Origin of the sequence: Providencia sp. wls1914 (assembly GCF_009706645.1) — a bacterium.
Lineage (GTDB): Bacteria > Pseudomonadota > Gammaproteobacteria > Enterobacterales > Enterobacteriaceae > Providencia > Providencia zhijiangensis.
In genome coordinates this window covers 170411-192189 of record NZ_WLUN01000005.1, presented here as the reverse complement: position 1 = coordinate 192189, position 21779 = coordinate 170411, and the positions used below count along the sequence as shown (strand labels likewise).

18 protein-coding genes, 2 tRNA genes and 2 pseudogenes are annotated in these 21779 nt (G+C 42.9%); 15 read left to right on the top strand and 7 right to left on the bottom strand.

Going from position 1 to position 21779, the window contains the following annotated elements; genetic code table 11:
- The first annotated feature begins 184 nt into the window (after nt 1-184).
- From GKR74_RS05395 to GKR74_RS05375, 5 genes are all read left to right on the top strand, one after another.
- Complete coding sequence (locus GKR74_RS05395) at nt 185-1171, top strand: glycosyltransferase (RefSeq protein WP_154602817.1); 987 nt, start codon at nt 185-187, stop codon at nt 1169-1171.
- Nucleotides 1172-1412: 241 nt separating this feature from the next.
- Nucleotides 1413-2159: a helix-turn-helix transcriptional regulator gene (locus GKR74_RS05390; protein ID WP_154602816.1), complete on the top strand. Its 747-nt coding sequence runs from the start codon at nt 1413-1415 to the stop codon at nt 2157-2159.
- A 348-nt stretch (nt 2160-2507) separates the two neighbouring features.
- Nucleotides 2508-3809 (top strand): NAD(P)/FAD-dependent oxidoreductase, encoded by a 1302-nt coding sequence (locus tag GKR74_RS05385; protein WP_154602815.1) that lies wholly within the window; start codon nt 2508-2510, stop codon nt 3807-3809.
- 57 nt (nt 3810-3866) lie between these two features.
- Nucleotides 3867-4235, top strand: coding sequence for a cupin domain-containing protein (locus GKR74_RS05380; protein WP_154602814.1), 369 nt, complete (start codon nt 3867-3869; stop codon nt 4233-4235).
- Nucleotides 4236-4264: 29 nt separating this feature from the next.
- The gene (locus GKR74_RS05375) at nt 4265-5758 is read left to right on the top strand and encodes an aldehyde dehydrogenase family protein (RefSeq protein WP_154602813.1); all 1494 of its coding nucleotides are present in this window, start codon (nt 4265-4267) and stop codon (nt 5756-5758) included.
- Between the two features lie 63 nt (nt 5759-5821).
- Here the strand turns inward: GKR74_RS05375 and GKR74_RS05370 are convergent, their stop codons facing one another.
- The gene (locus tag GKR74_RS05370; protein WP_154602832.1) at nt 5822-6490 is read right to left on the bottom strand and encodes a helix-turn-helix transcriptional regulator; all 669 of its coding nucleotides are present in this window, start codon (nt 6488-6490) and stop codon (nt 5822-5824) included.
- A gap of 397 nt (nt 6491-6887) precedes the next feature.
- Between GKR74_RS05370 and GKR74_RS05365 the strand changes: the two genes are divergently transcribed.
- The 5 genes and pseudogenes from GKR74_RS05365 (at nt 6888) to GKR74_RS05345 (ending at nt 11677) form a co-directional block, all read left to right on the top strand.
- Nucleotides 6888-8381, top strand: a complete 1494-nt coding sequence (locus GKR74_RS05365; protein ID WP_154602812.1) for an APC family permease — start codon at nt 6888-6890, stop codon at nt 8379-8381.
- The gene (locus tag GKR74_RS05360; protein WP_230086586.1) at nt 8356-8961 is read left to right on the top strand and encodes a DUF3156 family protein; all 606 of its coding nucleotides are present in this window, start codon (nt 8356-8358) and stop codon (nt 8959-8961) included. Before GKR74_RS05365 ends, GKR74_RS05360 begins: the two co-directional genes overlap by 26 nt.
- 150 nt (nt 8962-9111) lie before the next feature.
- Nucleotides 9112-10551 (top strand): alkaline phosphatase, encoded by a 1440-nt coding sequence (phoA, locus tag GKR74_RS05355; protein WP_154602811.1) that lies wholly within the window; start codon nt 9112-9114, stop codon nt 10549-10551.
- Between the two features lie 188 nt (nt 10552-10739).
- Nucleotides 10740-11264: pseudogene (locus GKR74_RS05350) on the top strand (GNAT family N-acetyltransferase); the annotation flags it as partial.
- A 158-nt stretch (nt 11265-11422) separates the two neighbouring features.
- Nucleotides 11423-11677, top strand: a complete 255-nt coding sequence (locus GKR74_RS05345; protein WP_036950193.1) for a DUF1435 family protein — start codon at nt 11423-11425, stop codon at nt 11675-11677.
- A gap of 106 nt (nt 11678-11783) precedes the next feature.
- Here the strand turns inward: GKR74_RS05345 and GKR74_RS05340 are convergent.
- The 3 genes from GKR74_RS05340 to rsmC all read right to left on the bottom strand — a co-directional run bounded on the left by GKR74_RS05340 (nt 11784) and on the right by rsmC (nt 13352).
- Nucleotides 11784-11869 (bottom strand) — tRNA-Leu (locus GKR74_RS05340).
- A gap of 209 nt (nt 11870-12078) precedes the next feature.
- Nucleotides 12079-12164, bottom strand: a tRNA-Leu gene (locus tag GKR74_RS05335).
- Nucleotides 12165-12338: 174 nt separating this feature from the next.
- A complete protein-coding gene (gene rsmC, locus GKR74_RS05330) occupies nt 12339-13352 on the bottom strand; it encodes a 16S rRNA (guanine(1207)-N(2))-methyltransferase RsmC (RefSeq protein ID WP_154602809.1) in 1014 nt (337 codons plus the stop codon).
- 134 nt (nt 13353-13486) lie between these two features.
- On the opposite strand from rsmC, the pseudogene GKR74_RS05325 reads away from it, so the two are divergent.
- Nucleotides 13487-13990: pseudogene (locus GKR74_RS05325) on the top strand (DNA polymerase III subunit psi).
- Nucleotides 13875-14336 carry a ribosomal protein S18-alanine N-acetyltransferase gene (gene rimI / locus GKR74_RS05320; protein WP_336431300.1) on the top strand — a complete coding sequence of 154 codons (462 nt, stop codon included), beginning with the start codon at nt 13875-13877 and terminating at the stop codon, nt 14334-14336. The pseudogene GKR74_RS05325 and the gene rimI overlap by 116 nt, the downstream one beginning before the upstream one ends.
- A 74-nt stretch (nt 14337-14410) precedes the next feature.
- Here the strand turns inward: rimI and GKR74_RS05315 are convergent, their stop codons facing one another.
- Entirely contained in the window at nt 14411-15973 is a 1563-nt protein-coding gene (locus GKR74_RS05315) for a BCCT family transporter (protein WP_154602806.1), read from the bottom strand.
- A gap of 292 nt (nt 15974-16265) precedes the next feature.
- On the opposite strand from GKR74_RS05315, the gene GKR74_RS05310 reads away from it, so the two are divergent.
- From GKR74_RS05310 to GKR74_RS05300, 3 genes are read left to right on the top strand one after another with little or no spacing between them, the layout of a single operon-like run.
- A complete protein-coding gene (locus tag GKR74_RS05310) occupies nt 16266-17393 on the top strand; it encodes an aromatic ring-hydroxylating oxygenase subunit alpha (RefSeq protein ID WP_154602805.1) in 1128 nt (375 codons plus the stop codon).
- Between the two features lie 24 nt (nt 17394-17417).
- Entirely contained in the window at nt 17418-18866 is a 1449-nt protein-coding gene (locus GKR74_RS05305; RefSeq protein ID WP_154602804.1) for an NAD-dependent succinate-semialdehyde dehydrogenase, read from the top strand.
- 17 nt (nt 18867-18883) lie between these two features.
- Complete coding sequence (locus GKR74_RS05300; RefSeq protein ID WP_154602803.1) at nt 18884-19837, top strand: PDR/VanB family oxidoreductase; 954 nt, start codon at nt 18884-18886, stop codon at nt 19835-19837.
- Nucleotides 19838-19900: 63 nt separating this feature from the next.
- Here GKR74_RS05300 and GKR74_RS05295 read toward each other — a convergent pair whose 3' ends face one another.
- On the bottom strand, nt 19901-20806 hold the full coding sequence (locus GKR74_RS05295; protein WP_154602802.1) for a helix-turn-helix domain-containing protein: 906 nt from the start codon (nt 20804-20806) through the stop codon (nt 19901-19903).
- The gene (locus tag GKR74_RS05290; RefSeq protein ID WP_154602801.1) at nt 20806-21750 is read right to left on the bottom strand and encodes a LysR substrate-binding domain-containing protein; all 945 of its coding nucleotides are present in this window, start codon (nt 21748-21750) and stop codon (nt 20806-20808) included. Before GKR74_RS05290 ends, GKR74_RS05295 begins: the two co-directional genes overlap by 1 nt.
- Between the last annotated feature and the right edge of the window lie 29 nt (nt 21751-21779).

Below are 21779 nucleotides of genomic sequence, written 5' to 3'. Positions count from 1 at the left end.
ATAATTGACATCTCTTAGGTAAGAGAAGCCAAAATTAGTTCACAGCGATTTGATAATTTGAGTAATAATAGAATTAGGTAAAGTTGCCGTTATCATAACAGTTTTGATTGAATTATGAATTTTTCATAAAAACTAGAATATATTTTGTCATTATCATTCATTTTTAATGAGCGTAAGGTTAAACATGTCCCTTCAGCCTGTATTGAGTATCGTTGTTGCGGTTTATAACGGCGAAAAGTTTTTACCCCATTTTTTTGACAGCTTAATTGCCCAAAAACTCGAAAACTGGGAACTGATCGTTGTGAACGATGGTTCAAAAGATGATAGCGAATCCGTGATCCGTCAATACGAAGATAAGTTTGAGAATTTCAAAGTACTCACTCAGGAAAATGGTGGTGTTTCCGTTGCGCGTAATACTGGAATGGCTGTCGCAACAGGGAAATACATCACTTTCCCTGATATTGATGATGAAATTGATGCCAGAATGTATGGCCGCTTATTAGAGATTGCCTTAGCGGGTGATCTGGACGTAGCTACGTGTAATGGTACTTATGTTTACACTAATGGAGATGCTCCGAAGGCTATTTTCCCGCCGAATAAAGTGCCTTCTACTGGCGTGATTACGGGTCCTCAATGGCTACAAATTGGCTTGAGCTCCCGTAAATTTCTCCATGTAACATGGTTGAATCTGTATCGTTTGTCATTAATTCGAGAACACAATTTTACCTTTGAACCTAGATTGCACCATCAAGATATTCCTTGGACTACCGAAATGCTGCTGGTTGCCAAACGCGTGCAGTTTATCAATGAACAATATTATGAATATCTGATCCATAACCAATCTGTTTCTCACTCTTTAACCGGAGATGAGCGCTCAGTACGTAAGATCAATACCTACCTGAAGATCTTGGATATGTTGATGGATATCTATAAACGTCATCCTGAGGAAGTGAAACAAGCTCCTGCCTGTCTATGGCAAGTAGGGAAAGAAGGTTTAGGGGTTGTTTTAGCGCTATTAGCCATCAAATCACCGGAAACGCAAAAGCAGATGGTCCAGCTGTTTTTTGATAAAGGTTACTGGGATATTGTTTGGAAGCATGCCACAACGCTGAAATTAAAATGGCGTTTGATCCGTCGTTACAGCAAACTGAAAGCCATTATTAATAAATAGTTTTCTAGCAGCCTTTCGGGGCTGCTCTATTTTACCCTTCCTGTACTCCCTTAGAACTCGCCTTCAACTTATTAAATAATTGATAAAATATTATTAATGTTTATAGCATATAATGTGAGTTAATTAACATATTAATAACAAAAAAATTGAGCTTCCTCTCAGAATATGGTCTTTATAGGGCTATAGTTCGCCTGAATATACACGGTGATAAATTATTAATAAGTTAATGAGCGAGGGCTGAATGGATCATTATCTGCATAAATTACCTGACCTTATTGACTCCGTGGCAACCAACCAGTTTTACCCTAATTTGTTGTCATGGCTGTCCTCTTTTGTGGCTTTTGATAACGCCATTATCTATGCCTTCGAAAAAGAAGGTGCACCGCGCTTTCTGTCAAAAGTTGAAAAGCGTAATAGCGACAGTATCAATCGTATTTATCAGCGTGGCGCCTATTTGATGGATCCTTTCTATCAAGAGCTACAAAAGGGTGGCAGCTCTAAGGTGCTAACATTGAAAGACGTGGCACCGAAAGGATTTTATCATACTGATTATTATCTTAATTTTTATCGTAAGACGGGGTGGTGTGATGAGGCGGGTTTATTGCTGGAGCTATCAGCCGATAAGCAATTAGGTATTTTCTTCGGTAATGAAGATCAACCTTTTCTTTCAGACGAAAATAAACAAGCCTCATTAAAAGAAGCTTTTGATATTATTCGAAGTATTGCTCGATTACATAAGGAAGTAGTCCCTAATTCAGTTTCTAGCCATTACCGCAATACTGACTTACAGACTTGCTTTGGTTTGACGCCAAGAGAGTGTGAGGTTGTTGAATTAATTTTGGAAGGTAAAGGTTCCCCGCAAATTGCCGAAGCGCTGTTTATTAGCTTGGGTACTGTCAAAAATCACCGTAAGAATATCTATCAAAAATTAGAGATCAACTCTCAAGTTGAATTGTTTAATTTGTTAATGACTCCAATAAAACAGTAATTGAGTGGGGTTAGTTTATTTCTGGTATATATCAGATGGTTAAACTAAGGCGTTAAAATAAGTTTTATTTTTCAATCAATTACAATTTACTTTCAGTAGTAAAACACTCCTTGTCTTCTCTCTTTATCAGAATATGTAATATTTTCTATTAATATAATAATAAATATTTATCTTTTTGAATTTAAACATAAAAGATTTAAATTGATTTAATTTTGTTTATAAGTAAATATTGTATCCACGTCACAAATGTTAACTTTATGTTTCGAATATCCCTAAAGGGCTATGTAACTGTTAATGATAGGTTAAGATAATCAAGGTTATTGCAAGATACTAGATAGGGTATCCATTATGAATAACCAAGTAGAATCATTAACTTATTACTCAGCAACCAAAAAATATGACCTGCGATTCCCAACCTTGAAAGAAGACATTGATGTAGATATCGTGATCATCGGGGGGGGATTCTCAGGAATTAATACAGCATTGGAATTGTGTGAAAAGGGCATTACCAACATTGCTATCTTGGAAGGTCGTCATCTTGGTTATGGTGGCACAGGGCGCAATGGTGGGCAAGTGATGGCCGGTATTGGTCATGACCTAGACGCGATTAAAAAGCATGTTGGTTCTGAAGGTTTAGAAACGATTTTTAAACTGAGTAACATGGGCGCGGGGATCATGCGTGACCGTATCGCCAAATACAATATTGATGCGGATTTTTGCCATGGTTACGCCTATTTAGGTAGCAATAAGCGCCAAGAGAAAACCCTGCGCAGTTGGCTGGCGGATTTTAAGGCCGTCGCGCCAGATGAAGAAATTGAATTTTATGCAGGTTCAGATTTAAAGCAGATCATCGGATCTGACGCTTATACATGTGGGATCAAACACATGGGCGGCGGGCATGTTCACTCACTTAACCTGTTACTGGGGGAAGCGAAAGCAGTGAGTGAATATGGCGCAAAAATTTTTGAAAACAGCCAAGTATTAAATGTTGAGTATGGCGATACGGTAACGGTTCGTACCGCGATGGGCTCCGTAAAAGCGAAAAAAATGTTGTGGGCGTGTGATGGTTTCTTGAATGGTCTTGAGCCAACGTTATACCCAAAAACAATTAACACCTATGCCTATCAGTTAATGACAGAAGAGCTTTCTGATGAACTGATTGAACGTATTAGCCCAATTCGTGGGGCATACAGCGATATTCGCCCAGTCATCGATTACTACCGTGTGACCAATGAAAATCGCCTGCTATTTGGTAGCTCGACGTACTTTTTAGAATACATTCCATCTGACTTGAAAGAGTGGAACCGTAAATTGATGCTGAATGTTTTCCCATACCTGAAAGACGTCAAAATCGAGCTGGCATGGGGTGGCCCAATGGCGTGCAGTGCCAACCTGTTCCCGCAAATTGGCACGATCCCAGGTCATAAAAACGTGTTCTACGTGCAAGGCTACTCGGGCTTTGGTGTTACGCCGAGCCAGATAGTGTGCAAGGTGCTTGCTGAGGGGATGGTTGAAGGCTCCAGCCGTTATGATCTGATGAGCTCGATTCCTCATGCTGACATTATGGGGAAAGACAGCATGCGCAATGCCATTGTGTCACTTGCCAAGTGTTGGCATCAGTTATCAGGATATTGGCAAGGTCGCCGCTAAGTTTTCCTAAATTTAATGTCCATTTTTGATTTTATTACATAAGAGAAGGTAAGAAAGATGATCAGCCCATTACTGTTAAACAAAGCACTTCCTGAATTACTGAACATTGGTAGCGTGAGCAATTTAGGTTCTGTGGTTGTTGAAGGCGACCCACAGGCAAGCGTGGCGATGATCCACGGCGAGCCAACAGATAATCTGACTTGCGGTATTTTTGCGTGTACAACAGGTAAATTTAAGATGGTTTACCCATTTGATGAAATGGCAACTGTCCATGAAGGCTCGGTGAAATTAACTGACGTGAAAACAGGTGTCACCGTGGAATACCACAAAGGCGACACTTGGTTTGCAGCCAAAGGCACTGAAGTACTTTGGGAAATCAGCACACCACGTTTTGTAAAACACTATTTAGCCTGCGTGAATGCGTAATTCGATAAATTAACGAGGTGGAGATAACGATGAGTGAGTTAACCCTGTTACCAGAAGTTAGAGAATTCTTGAACCGTCAACACGGCCATTTTATTAATGGATTGCCTGTTTCTGGCAAGGGAGATGCTTATTTTGAAGTCGTGGATCCAGCCACCGAGCAAGTGATTGCGAAAGTGAAAGAAGGGACTCGCGAAGAAGTTGATACAGCGATGAATGCGGCATATGCCGCATTTAAAGGCTCATGGGCAAATACCACACCGATGGAACGAGGCAACTGTTTGAATCGTTTAGCGGATTTGCTCGAAAAACACTTAGAAGAATTAGCGCAATTAGAAACCTTAAGTTCTGGGAAAACCATTCAGTTATCACGTTTTCTGGAAGTAGGATCAGCGGCGCAGTTTTTACGTTATTTTGCGGGCTGGGCAACCAAAATTAGCGGTGAAACCTTGAATGTTTCTTTGCCATCATTTAATGGCGAAAAATACTCGGCATTCACCCAGCGTGAGCCTGTCGGGGTGGTTGCGGGGATTATTCCATGGAACTTCTCCATTATGATTTCCATTTGGAAATTAGCAGCCGCATTGACATGTGGCTGCACGATTGTACTGAAGCCAAGTGAGTTTACCCCTTTGACCATGTTACGCGTGGCTGAACTCGCTAAAGAAGCGGGTATTCCCGATGGCGTGATTAACATCGTTAATGGTGGCGGTCGCGAAGTGGGAGCTGCTTTAATCAGCCATGAACTTTGTTCGAAAGTGACCTTTACAGGCTCTGTTCCGACTGGATTGGCGGTAGGGCGCTCAGCGATGGAAGGCAAACTGACTCGCGTCACATTAGAATTGGGCGGTAAAAATGGTGCAGCATTCTTAGCGGATTTATCCGTGGATAAGATTGTGAGCGGCATCATTGAAGCAGGTTATTTAAACCAAGGGCAAATTTGTGCAGCCGCGGAGCGTTTCTATATTCCATCTAAATTGATGGATGCGGTTCTGGACGAACTAAAAGCGCGTTTATCGGCAATAAAGATTGGTTCTCCATTAGATGAAACCACAGAAATGGGGCCATTAGCCAATAAAGCCCATTACGATAAGATCTTAAGCCTATTTGAAAAAGCACGCCAAGATGGTAGCGAAATTGTCTATGGCGGGCAGCCAATTGCTGGAGCGGGTTACTTTGTACCGCCTACGATTATTCGCGCAAATGGCCCAGATGATGTGTTAATGAAAGAAGAGACATTTGGTCCTATCGGTACCTTCTTAGCTTATGATGATGAAGAAGAGCTGGTTACGATGATGAATAGCACGCCATTTGGTTTAGCGGCGAGCGTGTGGACGAATGATCTTAGTAAAGCAATGCGCATGGTTTCACAAATTGAAGCAGGAACCGTTTGGGTGAATATGCACACTTTCCTCGACCCAGCAGTGCCTTTCGGTGGCATTAAGTCGTCTGGAATTGGTCGTGAATTTGGTAGTGCATTTATCGAACACTACACTGAATTAAAGTCCGTCATGGTGCGTTATTAGAGCGTTAGTGGTTTTGTTTTTTCTGTAAAGCAACAGTTTTCCCGGCCAATGTGCCGGGATTTTTTATAGAATTTTATCTTGGCGGATAATAAATCCAGATGAAACTAATTCAGTCCGGTTGCTTACATTGGCTTTGGTAAAAATATTACGAAGGTGGGTTTTCACGGTGGAAAGCGAAACGCCCAATAGCAACGCAATACGTTTATTACTGGCGCCTTCTCGCACTAAGTGAATAATTTCCTGCTCTTTCGGGGTATAGGAAACCAGAGAATCAGGTCGCACATCAAATGTCATAAGCTCCGCAATCGGTAAGATTGCATTGAGCCTAATCACCTCTTCTGGCGTAAATGGCGTATCGCGTAGCACGGAAATTCCCGCCACAATCTTATTTTTACGGCGAATAAAAATCTCTGCCATATCCGCGATATGGTTCGGCTGCATAAAATCATGGAAGAAGGTTTGATCGTGCTGACGCATTTCCATCGGCATCTTCACTAAACGGAGATCCTCACCGCGAAAATGGTCGGGATGTAAGGGATCGTGCTGGGAAAAGGCCGAGAGATACTCTTCATGCATACGTGCGGAAATCCCATACAGTACATGGTTTTCTGGCTGCCAGTGTTCATTCACCAGATAATAAACCGCCGCAGAAATTGGAATGATATGGGCAATTGTATTTAGGCAGCAGTCGATTAAGCCCTGTTGACTCTTACTAAATAGCGGTTGAACCATCATCATACCCCATCAAAATATACAGTTTACTATCATGCAATTTAATTCAATTAACATAAAGTAAACATGTTAATAACGTGAGCTTGATTACACTATTCAAAACTTGTTTTTTATCACTTAGAGGGAGTTTGCTGCCTTTGGGTATCTTTCGTAGTGTGTTTGTTAATATATTAATGAGGTAATTTTCAACTAACCATTGATATTTCAATGATTATTATATTATTTGAATTTTAAAAGGGTACTTTTCGTCTTGGACTCTGCGCGCGCCCCTCTCTCTGGGTATCGTTCTAAAGGACGATGGCGACATGTTTGTGCTTATTTCTATAGTGAGAATACAGTCACTTCATTTTTACAAAAAATTCACAATTCGGGCTGTGAGCAGAGAGAGGGAAGCAAAATGAATTTATCCTCAAAATTAACATCACATATTGAAAAAGGTAAGGTCGGCTTTCCAACAACGCTCGCCAGTTCGGTTGGCGTGATTATGGCAAGCCCTGTGATCCTCACTGTAACCAGTGGTTTTGGGATCGGCGGTGATACTTTTGCCTTAGCTGTTTTACTGAGCTTTATCATGATGCAGGCTCAATTAACCACATTTTCTGAAGCGGCGGCAATTTTACCAACCTCCGGTTCTGTTTACGACTATATCTCCTGCGGTATGGGCCGTTTTTGGGCGATTACAGGGGCGCTGTCTGCGTATCTGATTGTTCACGTTTTTGCTGGCACCGCAGAGACCATTCTGTCCGGTATTATGGCATTAGTGAACTTTGAAAGCCTGAATACAGTGCTGGAAACCAACAACTCCTCTTGGATGGTGGGTGTTGGTTTAGTCGTGGCATTCGGCTTACTGAATGCATTTGGTATCGAAGCTTTTGGTAAAGTGGAAGTTGTGCTGACATTTGCTATGTGGAGCACGCTAGTGATTTTCAGTATTTGCGGTTTGCTGATGCCATTTCACGTTTCCGCAGAAGGCTGGTTTGGTCAAGGGCTGAATATTTCTGACCCGACCATTGTTCTTAGCTTTGTGGGAATGGCGATGTTTATGTTTGTCGGCTGTGAGTTAGTGACACCGATGGCGCCTGAAATTAAAAACTCAGCCAAAGTGATCCCGCGTGCGATGGCGATTGGTTTATGTGGCGTAGCATTCTGTATGTTCTTGTTTGGTGCAGCACTGACTAACCAAGTCGAAAACGTGATTGTCGATCCGCAAAATGGTGTGAGTCTATTAGAAACGCCAATGGCTATTCCTGCGTTTGCTGGACAAATTATGGGTGACTTCGGTAAATACTGGATTGGGATTGCATTGTTGCTGGCGGGTGGGGCGACCATCAACACCTTAATGGCAGCGGTTCCGCGTATTCTTTACGGTATGGCGTTAGATGGTGCATTACCAAAGGTATTCGCTTATTTACACCCTCGTTTTAAAACGCCAGTGTTCGGTATTTTAGTGGCGGTGATGATCCCATGTTTACACGCATTTGCTATCCAAGGGGATTTAGACAGAATTATCCCGTTGGTGCTGGCGGCTGTGTGTTCGTGGGGAACGGCGTACTTATTGGTGACGATTTCTGTGGTGCTATTGCGTATTCGTCGACCTGATTTACATCGTGCTTATCGCTCACCATTCTTCCCTATCCCACAAATTATTTCGAGTGTGGGGATCATCCTTGCGATTGTTTACATCACGCCGCCAGGCATGAATAAAGCGGATGTGTATATCCCATTTGCCATTATGTTGGGATTAACCGCGAGTTATGCATTAGGTTGGACCGTGTTAGTGCAGAAAGTGAATCCATTTAAACCTGTTCCGGTTGAACAAGTATTATCCAACTCATTTGAAGATGACAATGCAGAGGAGGTGGAACTTGAGCCTTTACGTAACCTTGCCTAAGTCACCATGGTGGAAAAAGTTAACCCAAAAGCGCCTCCCGACAGGGTATCAAGCGGGGTTAACGTTAAATCGGATAGAGAAAGATATCGCCCCTTATGTTTGTGAATGGGGGGCACCTGGAATGCTCCTCATCCAATTACCTCAAGGCATTAAAGTGGAAGTGACTGAGCGTGTAAAAACCTTGTTTATGGCGTTTATTGTGCATAGCCGTTTTGCAGTTTCAGGTAAATGTGATAGTGCGCTGGTGGCACAGATTGATGTGAAAACCGCAGGATCTGCGCGGAAAAAACACGTTCAGTTCACGACACAACAAACGGATGGGAAACGTTTGGTCGAAAGTTTGGAGCAGTACCCTGTGATCCGCCAAACTTTCGAAGAGCTAGACTTCACTCATTGTCATATTGCTGTCAAAAATGGGGTTTGGCGGTGTGACATTGAGCCTTATACCGCATCGGAAATGGTTAGTCGGATCCCAGCTGCTCGGCGTTATTTACGTTTGACTGAGCAGCAGCGTCACCGTTTATTGAGTGCACTGCAACTGATTTCACAGCTCATGAGCCAAGCTATTTCTCATCCATAACGCCCAAATCGGGCGTTTCGCATTTATGACAATCATCTTTATATCGACATAAAATCGTCATTCAACTGTCATCTAGCTGCTCTAGCATGCTGGTCAACTATTCGAAGCATACTTATTTACTCTTCTTATTGATTGGCAAGGATAAAACTTATGACAGGTCATTTTATGAAATCTATGTTAGCCGTCGCCGTAAGTACGTTAATTCTAGGAACTGCAATCCCAACTTATGCTGCGGATAAAAATGATGCAGTTTCAGAAAGTCGCGCTGCAAAAGGGGATATCACTAAATTTGGTGGTGCTCGCCGTTTATCGACTGAACAGACGGATATCATGAAAGCAGCACTGCATAATGGTCAAGCAAAGAACGTCATTTTATTTATCGGCGATGGTATGGGTGATTCTGAAATTACCGTCGCACGTAACTATGCAGAAGGCGCTGGCGGTTTCTTTAAAGGAATCGATGCACTGCCAATCACTGGGCAATACACCCATTACGCATTAGACAGGAAAACACAAAAACCAGACTATGTAACTGATTCTGCGGCATCTGCAACTGCATGGTCTTCCGGTGTGAAAACCTATAACGGCGCTTTAGGGATTGATGTGTTTGGTAACGACCATGACACATTGATTGAAATTGCAAAACGTAATGGCAAAGCAACGGGCAACGTGACGACATCGGAAATCCAAGATGCAACGCCAGCGGCTCAATTTGCTCACGTGACGGGGCGTAAATGTTACGGTCCAGAAGAAACCAGTGAAAAATGTGCAACTAATGCATTAGAAAATGGCGGTCGTGGTTCTATCTCTGAACAGTTAATGATCACCCGCGCCGATGTCACATTAGGTGGTGGTGCAAAAAGCTTTAAGCAGGAAGCTAAAGCGGGTGATTACAAAGGAAAAACCTTGGAAAAACAAGCGGAAGAGCGTGGATTCACTATCGTTCGTGATGCTAAGTCACTCGATGCAATCAAAGAAGCTAACCAAGATAAGCCAGTGTTAGGCCTGTTCCATGATGGCAATATGACCGTGGCGTGGGAAGGTCCAAAAGCCACTTATCACGGCAACTTAAATAATGCAGCTTTAGAGTGTAAACCGAATTCTAAGTTAGACCCGAATGCACCGACATTAGCGCAAATGACGGAAAAAGCGATTGATTTACTGAAAGTAAATCCGAATGGCTTCTTCTTACAGGTTGAAAGCGCATCTATCGATAAACAGGATCATAAAGCGAATCCATGTGGTCAAATCGGTGAGACTGTCTCACTGGACCAAGCGGTACAAGTGGGATTAGATTTCGCTAAGAAGCACGGTGATACGTTGGTTATCGTGACGGCTGACCACTCGCATTCTAGTCAAATTATTCCAGACGGAACTAAGTCATCAGGCTTAACTCAAGCGCTGATTACTAAAGATGGTACCGTGATGACCGTGAACTACGGTAACTCCGAAGAAGAAGATTCACAGGAGCATACAGGTGCTCAGCTACGTGTTGCAGCTTATGGTCCACATGCCGCGAACGTGATGGGTCTGACCGACCAAACCGATTTGTTCTTTACCATGCGTGATGCGATGGGATTGAAGCAATAAACCAACCCCTGTAGTTAAAAGTTCTCTGTGGCAGGATGCTGCAGAGAACTTTTTTGTTTATAAAGTCCAATAAATCCTCATTAAGTTTCCTTATTCATGCCCTGATTTCTTTTTTATTGTGTAGTCTGTATGCTCTCTATGTATCCGATTTATATAATATTTATATCCTAACAAAGAGAACAATAATAATGAGAGAAGTACGTGAACTCACGCGGGATGAAATCCTAAATGTGTGGTCGATTGATAGAACTGAATTGATTGAACACCTTTATCTTCACCAACAAGGAAAATTAGTTCTTTCCGCTCAGCGTTTTGATATGAAAGGTTGGCCGGAAGGTGAAACCGATGCATACACCCCACATTTACTGAAAAGTTATGATAATGGTGCCGTTTTCTTTGGTATTTTTGATGACGAAAAACTGATTGCGGCGGCGAGTTTAGATAACGTATGGCGAGGAGAAAATCAGGATCTGTTACAACTTTCTTTCCTTCATGTTAGTCACCAATATCGTGGTGAAGGGCTGGGTAGCCAGCTTTTCAAACTTTGTCAGCAGAGGGCGTTGGAGAAAGGCGCTGGTGGGTTGTATATTTCTGCAACCCCTTCCGAAAATACGGTGCATTTTTATCAATATATGGGCTGTGAACTGCTCGAAAAGCCAGATCCTGAACTGTTTGCGCTAGAGCCTGAGGATATTCACTTTGTTTGTATTTTTGAGTGATGTTTTCACCGTGGGGAGATATTTTTCCCCACAAAAATTTGATTGATTTTTATAGAAACGCAGATATTATTGATAATCATTATCATCTTTAGCAAAATTATAGGCTAATTAAGAGTTAGCTAAAAACTCGTTAGCTATAAATGGGAGGCGTTATGGGAACTAGCGTATCAAAAGCGACAGGGTTGCGGCGTATTGGTGCTGGTTTGTGGGGCGTCTTCGCGGTGGTGTTACTGAGTATTATGTATTTGCTAAGCAATATGGGGTTTGATCCACTGAAAGTGGCGATGATCACCTTGATGATTGCGACGGCAGGCATGCTGTTTAATCGAGGTTCTCGCCGCTTATTAATTATTCCAGCAGTGATGTCTTTAGGCTGTTTTTTGCTGATTTTTATTATGCGAAGCTAAGATTATCTAAGCGATATCTCGGTTAGGAATATTGCGTGAATGGCTATTGAGAATTGAATATCTGAAGATTGAATTTTTCAAGATTAAGGCTACGAATCATTAACAGTGGTGCGAAAGGGGGGACTTGAACCCCCACGTCCATAGGACACTAACACCTGAAGCTAGCGCGTCTACCAATTCCGCCACCCTCGCAAATACTGTCAAAATTCTTTCTATTGATACTTGTCTATATCATGCTCAACGCATAGATAATTGAAATTATGATATGAGCTTTCTTACTCAAAAGAATTTCAATTAGATAAAGGCGACAAACGCCGCTATTCCGTTGAGCATAGATAACTATGTGATACGAATAGCGAAGAGCAGTCAACGCATAGATAATTGAAATTATGAAGAGTAAGTGGTGCGAAAGGGGGGACTTGAACCCCCACGTCCAAAGGACACTAACACCTGAAGCTAGCGCGTCTACCAATTCCGCCACCCTCGCAATACTAACTCTTTTGCATAATTGCTCATGCATCAATAGTACGGTGCGGATTTTAGGCTAATTTGCGCAGACGTCAATAAATTTTTATCAACGCTATCTTGTTTGATGAAAAAACGGCCAACTTATAAAGTTGACCGTTAGACACAAAATCGACAATGGGATAATTCCGTCGTTTTAGCGCTTAATGGCTTCGTAAACTTTGAATTTACCTGTCTTAGCCAGAACCACATGGCCGCCAAACGCTTTATCCAGCAGATCAGGATATGGTAAAAATGCGTTCGCCACGATCCGTAAGCGTCCGCCTTTTTTCAGGTGCTTAGGTGCTTGGAAAATCAGTGTTTCTACCGCGTTATAACTGGTGTTGATCCCATCATGGAACGGTGGATTTGAAATGATCCAATCAAATTTATCATCAACATCGGAATAGACGTCGCTTGGGATCACTTTTCCGGTAAGGTTGTTGGCTGCTAATGTTGCTGTAGCGGAATCAATCGCGGATGCGCTGACATCACTCAGAGTTAAGGTGACATCCGGATTTTGTGAGCCGATAACCGCAGCGAGTACGCCGTTACCACAAGCCAGATCAAGCACATTACCACTCATTGGCTCAGTTAATGTGGATAGCAGTAAATCACTGCCGATATCTAACTCGTTATGGCTGAATACACCAGGAAGCGCATGAATTTTCACGCTATCAACCTGATAGTTACGCCACCAGCGTTTAATATCAAATTCGGTTGGTTGCTCGAGTTCACCATAATAGAGCCCACAACGGCGTGCCGAGTCAATTTTTTGCAGTGTTGCAATCCCATCCATAATCGCTTCGGCACTTTTTACGCCACTGCGATTTTCGCCGACGATAAAAATTTGGCTGCCAGCAGCAAGATGGGTACATAAGTCATCAAGTTGGAACGCGGCTTCTTGTTTGTTCTTAGACCAAAAGTAAATTAAGGTGTCGCAAGGTTTAACGAATTCCGCGGTTGCTGTTGAAGCAAACAGAACATTTTCACCCAATGCCGGCTGTAAGTTTTTCCAGCGATGGTACTGGTTAGTGAGCACGCGCACGCTGGCGGCTTCTAAAATTGCGCCCAGTTCATCCTGAATATCGCCTGCCAAAAGAACATGACGATCGGTAAAGTGCTCTAAATGGCGTTGAATAACTTCGCTGGCGGGTGTCAGTAATGACATATTCTGTCTATCTCCTAAAATGAATATAACCACGCGGACTACCTTACCAGAAAAAAGATAAATAGCATTGCTCTGTTGGCGCTATTAATCCCCTTTGATAAGATGTGGTTGTTAACTAACGACTGGGTAAAGCAATGACACGACGTGACAGACTTTTAGAACAAATGGGGATCACTCAATGGATGGTGAGAAATCCGACTGTGTTACGTGGTGAACGTGGTGTACGCATTCCTGAGTCGACTAAGCTTATTATTATCACTGATGAGAACCTTGATTTAAACAGCCAGCTGCTAAAAGATATTTTTCTCACAATGAAGATCGATGAGATTGACGTTGTATGCATTAATTCTGATCAGCTCAAACTCATTCCAACACCAATAACAATACCTTGTTGGGTGATAGGGGATGGCATTCATCCCGAGGGTTCAAAAGTCACATTTATTTCTCCTGTTTTGTCTGAACTGATAGCAAGCAGCAATGCTAAACAGGCACTATGGAAACAAATTTATCAATATGATGAAAATTTCAACACTCAAGCAATCTGATCTCGCCACAGCCTTCTTAATTGAAAAGTTAAGCCATGATTTTCCGTGGACTGAGCGAGTTTTTTATGGAAACCAAGGTGAAAAGTACCATAACCTAAAAATATCAGTTAATAATCAAATTGTTGGGTATGCAATAACGCAATATGTTTTAGATGAAGCAACGCTGTTCAACATAGCTATTCACCCTGATTTTCAAGGGCGTGGCTATGGGCGTATGTTATTAGAAAGATTAATTAACGACCTTGTTAATCGAGGGATTTCAACGCTATGGCTGGAAGTGCGAGAATCGAACGCTTCTGCTATTCATCTGTATGACAAACTTGGTTTTCAACAGGCGACTGTGCGTAAAGATTATTATCCAACGAAAACAGGCCGAGAAGATGCGTTAGTACTGGCATTAACCTTGTTCAGTGAAGATATGTTTAGTCAAAAAGCGTAATCCATTTTTCTAAAGAAAAACCACGATAGCCCAGCAGCCACCGTGGTTTTTTATAACCTTCACGAGCCTATCATTTACGATTTTTCTGTTTCCGTGAAGATAGGTTTTCTCAAGCGCCCAACTTTTTCTTTCAGGCTCCTTTTGACTTTGGTCGTCGCTTTGACTTCTTCATTCAGACCTTTATAGGTTGAGTAGCACATAATCAACATTAACACCGAAAGTGGGATTGCGGTGGCGACAAGTGCGGACTGTAAACCAGTGAGTCCTCCCGTCATGATAAGCACGATAGCAATTGCCGCAATGACCACTCCCCAGATAGTTTTGGTCACATGGCTTGGATTTGGATTACCATTCTCACTGACCATACCTAAGACGAATACCGCTGAGTTTGCTGACGTAATAAAGAACACCATCACCAAGACCATGGCTAAGATACTGATTAACGTTGGTGCTGGGAAATAATCTAAGAATTTAAACAGTGCAGACGTGACATCGGTTTTAACTGCATCCGCTAAGGCCACTTCACCGAGATTTTGGATGATATGGATGGCTGAGCCGCCCATCACCGCAAACCAAGCAAATGAACCTAACACCGGAATAAATACGGCACCAATCATAAACTCTTTGATTGTACGACCTTTGGAAATACGCGCGACGAAGCTACCCACTAATGGTGCCCATGCAATCCACCAGCCGAAATAAAACAGTGTCCAGTTAGCAATCCACGAACCATCATTATAAGGCTCAGTACGGAATGACATGCTGACGAAATTTTGCATGTAATCCCCGATACCTTGGAACAGTACTTTCAAGATAGTTTGTGTTGGGCCAGCAAACAGAATAAACCCCATTAATGCGAAGGCAAGCAACATGTTGAGGTTCGAAAGGTGCTTAATGGCGCCCTGTAATCCTGAAATGGTCGAGGCGATATAAATAACAGTCACAACGGCAATAATCGTGATTTGAATATAAATACTAACAGGCAAATCCCACAGATAATGCATTCCGCTGTTGACTTGTAACGTACCAAACCCGAGGGATGTAGCGATACCAATCACTATGGATAACACGACTAGTACATCCACCCATTTTCCAATTGACCCTTTGATACGATCGCCAATTAATGGATAAAACACGGAACTTAATGAAGAGGGCAATTTTTTTCTGAACTGGAAAAAGGCTAAAGAAACTCCGACTAAGGCATAGCAAGCCCAAGCCGAAACGCCCCAATGCAGATAGACATATTGCATCGCTGTTTTTGCGGATTGCTCCGTCATTCCTGGTCCCATTGGCGGGCTAATATAGTAAGAAACGGGTTCGGCTACGCCCCAAAATACCAAACTGATCCCAATCGATGCGCTAAACAGCATACCGACCCAAGTGGCCGTGTTGTATTCCGGTTTGTCATTATCATCGCCTAAGCGAATATGACCAAACTTCGAAAATCCCAGGTACATACAGAAGCTAAAAAAAATGAAAACGGCGCCGAGAATAAACCAACCTAAGTTGTTATAGATAAAGCTCAGGGCCGAGTGTGAAAATGTTTCCAGTTTGTCGGGAATAAAAGCCCCTAAGCCTATAAGGATCAGGCTAAAGGCGAGGGATACGTAAAATACAGACCTTTTATGATTCATCATACCTCTTCTCCAGTTGCTCACTTCTTTATTATCGCTTTTGTTGAGTCGTTATTTTGCAGGTGATGCTTACTTTGGGTTTACAAAGGATAGCCATGCAAAGATTGCTCAGTCAACAACTAATTAACTAAACATTAACATTGTAATTATTAAATTATGATGCAATGCATTGAATTAAATCATAAATGATTTTATTTATAAAACCTACTGAGATTTTGTTTGATCATTATTGCGATCTTCGTTAACATCTGCCTAAAAGATGTTAACTATAAGTTTACAAAAGGAGAGGGCAATTATGAGCAATGCAGCTAAAGTCATTTCGATTAATGATCACCTTGATATAGATAATGCATGGACTATCCCTGCACGTTATTACACATCCGAAGACATTTTTGATTTTGAAAAAGAAAAAATCTTTGCTAACTCATGGGTTTGTGTTGGTCATGTGAGTGAAGTAAAAGAAAAAAATGCCTATATTACTCGCCAATTAATTGGTGAAAGCCTTGTGATTGTTCGTGGTCGTGATGATGTTTTGCGCGGCTTTTATAACGTTTGCCCTCATCGTGGTCATCAGTTGATCAGCGGTGATGGCGGGAAAATGAAAAACGTGATTACCTGCCCTTATCATGCTTGGGCATTCAAGTTGGATGGGCAGTTGGCACATGCAACTAACTGTGAAAACGTGAATAACTTTGAAGCGGATGCGATGTCATTAAGTTCTTTCCATGTGACTGAGCACGCAGGCTTTATCTATGTAAACTTGACGGACGGTGTGCCTCAACCAATTGAAGAGCAGTTACCCGGTTTAGCCGAAAAAATGGAAGAAGCGTGCGCGGTTATCAATGACCTGAAATTAGCAGCGCGTTTTGTTAGCCATACTCCGGCTAACTGGAAAACCATCGTTGATAACTACATTGAATGCTATCACTGCCCGACTAACCACGTTAGCTTTGCCAGCTCTGTGGATGTGAATGTGTATGAGCATCTGCTTAAAGATAATTGGACGGTACAAATCGGTAAAGCCAAGCCCTCTGAATCCTCTTATCAGTTCGATGAGTCAGTATTAGACCCGCGTTTCTTTGGTTTTTGGATTTGGCCAAGCACCATGTTCAATATGCCTCCTGGCGGCGATTTTATGACCGTGATTTATGAATTCCCGGTGAATGCGGGCGAGACATTGCAGCATTACGATATCTATTTCTTGAATGAAGAACTGACGGAATATCAGAAAAATTTAGTGGAATGGTACCGCACGGTATTCCGTCCTGAAGATTTACGTTTGGTGGAAAGTGTACAAAAAGGCCTGCGTTCCCGTGGATATCGTGGTCAAGGACGCATTATGGCCGATAGACAACGTAGTGGGATCAGCGAGCACGGTGTTGCCCACTTCCACAAAATTGTGGCTGGCGCTCACACAGAATAATCGCAAGGGATGGGAGACGTGACGATGAACAGGTTAAAACATGCCGTGCTATTTCGCCAAGCCTGCTATATCAATGGTCGCTGGGTAGAAACGGAGAACAAAATTCCCGTGACCAATCCGGCGTCTCAAACAGTGCTGGGGACCATCCCCAGCCTAACAGCGACACAGGTTGATGAAGCCATTGAGCAAGCCCATACCGCGATGGCAGGATGGAGCCAATTAACGGCAAAAGCGCGCTCAATTATTTTGCGCCGTTGGTTTGAGTTGATTGAGGAAAATATTGATGATCTTGGGTTGCTGATGACCCTTGAGCAAGGTAAGCCGCTGCATGAAGCAAAAGGCGAAATTCGTTATGCAGCCTCTTTTATTGAGTGGTTTGCAGAGGAAGGTAAGCGTGTTTATGGGGAAACGATTCCACAAACCGTTGGAACAAATCGCCTTTCTACGATCAAGCAACCCATTGGCGTGTGCAGCGCGATTACGCCTTGGAATTTCCCTGCGGCGATGATCACGCGTAAAGCGGCGCCGGCACTTGCAGCAGGGTGCAGTATCATCATCAAGCCGGCCACCGAAACGCCATTTACCGCATTAGCATTGGCTCAACTTGCTGATGAAGCGGGGATCCCTGCGGGTATTTTTAATGTGGTCACTGGGGAATCTCGTATTCTGGGGGAAAGACTGACCAAACATGCGTTGATCAGCAAGTTTTCTTTTACAGGGTCAACACAAGTGGGGCGTGTATTAGCGGAGCAGTGCGCATCGACTATCAAGAAAACGTCGCTTGAATTAGGTGGAAACGCACCATTTATTGTTTTCGACGATGCGGATATCGATAAAGCGGTCACTAGCGCTATCCAAGCCAAATTCCGCAATGGTGGGCAAACCTGTGTCTGCGTTAACCGTTTTTATCTTCATGATGCCATTTTTGATGAATTCGAACGCAAGTTTGTGGCGCAAGTTGCCAAGTTAAAAGTCGGCAATGGTGTGGATGCCGGGGTCGATATTGGACCGATGATCACCACGAAAGCGATTGATGGAATGAATCAACTTCTTGAGGATGCTCTTGCTAAAGGCGCACGCCGAGTGACATTAGGTTCTGAAATTGAGGAGCACGGTCACTTTATCAACCCGAAAGTGCTGGTGGATGTCGATGATTCAATGGATATCGTCCATGAAGAGATTTTTGGCCCGATTGCCACATTGATTCGATTTAGTGATGAAGATGAAGTGCTTCGCCGTGCCAATAACACCATATATGGTTTAGCCGCTTATTTCTTTTCTCGGGATGTAAACCGTATTTACCGAGTGGCTGAAAAGCTGCAAAGCGGCATGGTTGGGATCAATACCGGTTTGATTTCTAACGAAGTGGCTCCGTTTGGTGGGGTTAAACAGTCGGGGTTAGGTAAAGAAGGCTCCCATTATGGTATCGATGATTATTTAAGTATCAAATATCTGTGCCTTGATATCGCGTAACGGAAAAAGGAACTGTGATGAGCCAACAAAAAATAGCGGTGAATGTTAGCCGAATTGAACAGGTCAGCCCAACCATTAAAATGTTCGAATTCGTGGCGCAAGAAGGACAACTTAGCCCATTTAGCGCGGGGAGCCATGTCACGGTTCACATGGATGAACAAGCTGGACTACAACGTGCTTATTCATTAATAAGCGACCCTCAGCAGTACGATCGTTACTGTATCTCTGTTTTGCGTGACCAGAACTCGAAAGGGGGTTCTGTTTTCATGCACGATAACATTGCGCAGGGGGATGTACTCTATTTATCCCCTGCGCAAAATTTTTTCGCATTAGCGCAAGAGCAGGACAGCAAACATATTTTGATCGCAGGAGGGATTGGGATCACGCCATTTTTATCCTACTTGTATGAGCTTGAGCACTCAGGAATGGATTTTGAGCTTCATTACGGGTTCAGTGATAAAGCGACGGCGGCGTTTGTTGATGAATTGCAGGCGCGTATTGGTGCTCGTTTATTCACCTATGATAAATCCCAAGGCCAACGGATGTCCGTTACCACATTAATTCAATCCCAACCTAAAAATAGCCATGTGTATGTCTGTGGGCCTGAAAGACTGATTAATGAAGTCATTGAACGCGGCAATCAACACCTTGGCAGCGCACAAGTGCATTTTGAAAATTTTGGCGAAGTGGCGAGTGAGGGAGACTCTTTTGAAGTGCATTTTCAGCGTTCAGGATTCAGTTTACAGGTTGCGGAAGACCAATCTATTTTGCAGGTTATCGAAGCGGATAAGCGCATAAAGGTGGAATGTATGTGCCGTAATGGCGTTTGTGGAACCTGTGAAACGGCAATTTTGGAAGGGGAGGCCGACCATCGTGATTTGTATCTTGATGACGATGAAAAAGCTGAGCAAAAAACCATGATGCTGTGTGTGTCTCGGGCGAAAGGAAAACGGCTGGTGTTAGATTTATAATCACGATTTCTTAGGTTTATCGCCGCGAAACCCCAGCTTAATCACTGGGGTTTTTACTGTTATTTATGATGGTTTTAATTCAAACATTAAGAAGGATTGATGCTCATCATTAAGATGATGATAGGCGGTGATCTGTTTGTCTTGAAACACAATTTGCCCACGGCCTGTTTGGATAACATCGTCGAGCCACGTTTTATGATTAATGGCTAATTGATAAAGAAGGCGCTGTAAGGCTAAATAATCAATATCTGTTGATTGGCTTTTAAGATTACTGGCAAGGATTTCTCCGGCTGTATCGGTAAAGGCAACCAAATGTTGGAAGTGAGTCAGTAACACATCAAAGTAGCATTTGATTTTTCGTAGACGTAATTCATTGTTTTTACGCTCAGTATTATCCAAGCTGATCCCAACTAATTTTGTGACTTTGCCGTTAGGGCCTTTGACGCCAGCAGCTCTGGATGTGATCCAGCGGTAGTCACCTTCCCAGTTGATTTTAAAATCCATTTCATGGGCGCCGCCTTCTTTAATAATTTTGGAGTAACCATTGACCAGCTTATCTTTGGATGCCGGATCCATTAACGCCCAGAAATCTTCGTTGGTGGTAATTTTTATGCCATACACCGCTTCAACGTTATCGGAATAATTCAGCTCACCAGTCAATAAATCCCATTCCCAAGTAACGATCTCCGCCGATTCTTGTAAATGCACTTCATTGATATTGCGCGTGCCGCCTACTCCAGATAGCGAATGTTGGGATTGCGTGTATTCACCATACTTGAGCCAAATCTTATCGACATCGAGTAAATCAGCCAGCTTATTGAGATTATCTTCGTCAATCATGCCGCCTTTTGTCCACTTATTGACAGCAGTACGGGAAACGCCAAGTTGTTCCCCAACTTTTAACTGGCTCATTTTTTTCTGTTTCAATAGCTTGAGTAAGCGCTCTTTAAAAGTCTCTGGTTCGGTCATTAATGGGCATCCAATTGGTTATATTCATCCCCAAAGATGGGTGGTAAATGGGTGGCGAGATACTTTTCAAGATTTTCAATGAAAACTCTAAGACTAGCACTATTACGTAAACTACGTGAATAAACAGCAAAAACGTCAGCACCTTGATGCCATTGCGGTAGAACGCGCACTAGTTTTCCTGACTGAAGTTCAGGGAGTACACTCCAAAGTGAACGTAATAAAATCCCTTCACCGCTGAGGCACCATTGTTTGGCGACTTCGCCGTTATTGACCATTAATTTACTGTTCGGCGTGATGGTCATGCTTTCTTGTTGGTGCTCTAATTTCCAGATTGCGGGAGCTTGATTGCGCTCTTTGATGGCAATACACAAATGTTTCTGTTCGAGCTCTTGGGGTAAAGAAGGCTGTCCATATTTTTGAATATACGCGGGAGAGGCGCAAAGCACTCGGTTATTGCGGGCTAACCGACGTGCAATAAATTGATCCGAAATAGTGCCGCCAATGCAGATATCAAGATCGATATTCTCACTGATGATATCGACTGATCGATCTGTTAATGTCAGATCAATACCTAAAAGCGGGTAATCGGCACGTAATGCCAGTATAAAGGGATTCAGGTAGGTGCTACCAAAGCCTGTACTGCAACTGATGCGCAGTTCTCCTCGGATCTCTTCGCGACAAGCTTGTAATTCTCCCTGCATGCGCTCCAATTCTTCCAGTAACAACTCACTGCTACGCAGAACAATTCTCCCTTCTGGCGTCAATTGAATAGCGCGAGCACTACGGAAAAACAGCGTTTGCCCTAAGTTTTCTTCTAGTAATTTAATGCGTTTCGATATATAGGCTGGAGATACCAATAGTTGTTCAGCCGCTTGGGAGAAGCTCATCAATCGGGCGACCGTGACAAATACACGGATATCTTCAAGCAAAGGTAGCTTGTTCATAGTTTGTAAACCTAGGGATTACAGTTCAT

Coding starts and splice junctions, on each gene's coding strand:
- GKR74_RS05395 (WP_154602817.1), top strand. CDS start 185: ATGTCCCTTCAGCCTGTATTGAGTATCGTTGTTGCGGTTTATAACGGC.
- GKR74_RS05390 (WP_154602816.1), top strand. CDS start 1,413: ATGGATCATTATCTGCATAAATTACCTGACCTTATTGACTCCGTGGCA.
- GKR74_RS05385 (WP_154602815.1), top strand. CDS start 2,508: ATGAATAACCAAGTAGAATCATTAACTTATTACTCAGCAACCAAAAAA.
- GKR74_RS05380 (WP_154602814.1), top strand. CDS start 3,867: ATGATCAGCCCATTACTGTTAAACAAAGCACTTCCTGAATTACTGAAC.
- GKR74_RS05375 (WP_154602813.1), top strand. CDS start 4,265: ATGAGTGAGTTAACCCTGTTACCAGAAGTTAGAGAATTCTTGAACCGT.
- GKR74_RS05370 (WP_154602832.1), bottom strand. CDS start 6,490: ATGGTTCAACCGCTATTTAGTAAGAGTCAACAGGGCTTAATCGACTGC.
- GKR74_RS05365 (WP_154602812.1), top strand. CDS start 6,888: ATGAATTTATCCTCAAAATTAACATCACATATTGAAAAAGGTAAGGTC.
- phoA (WP_154602811.1), top strand. CDS start 9,112: ATGACAGGTCATTTTATGAAATCTATGTTAGCCGTCGCCGTAAGTACG.
- GKR74_RS05345 (WP_036950193.1), top strand. CDS start 11,423: ATGGGAACTAGCGTATCAAAAGCGACAGGGTTGCGGCGTATTGGTGCT.
- rsmC (WP_154602809.1), bottom strand. CDS start 13,352: ATGTCATTACTGACACCCGCCAGCGAAGTTATTCAACGCCATTTAGAG.
- GKR74_RS05315 (WP_154602806.1), bottom strand. CDS start 15,973: ATGATGAATCATAAAAGGTCTGTATTTTACGTATCCCTCGCCTTTAGC.
- GKR74_RS05310 (WP_154602805.1), top strand. CDS start 16,266: ATGAGCAATGCAGCTAAAGTCATTTCGATTAATGATCACCTTGATATA.
- GKR74_RS05305 (WP_154602804.1), top strand. CDS start 17,418: ATGAACAGGTTAAAACATGCCGTGCTATTTCGCCAAGCCTGCTATATC.
- GKR74_RS05300 (WP_154602803.1), top strand. CDS start 18,884: ATGAGCCAACAAAAAATAGCGGTGAATGTTAGCCGAATTGAACAGGTC.
- GKR74_RS05295 (WP_154602802.1), bottom strand. CDS start 20,806: ATGACCGAACCAGAGACTTTTAAAGAGCGCTTACTCAAGCTATTGAAA.
- GKR74_RS05290 (WP_154602801.1), bottom strand. CDS start 21,750: ATGAACAAGCTACCTTTGCTTGAAGATATCCGTGTATTTGTCACGGTC.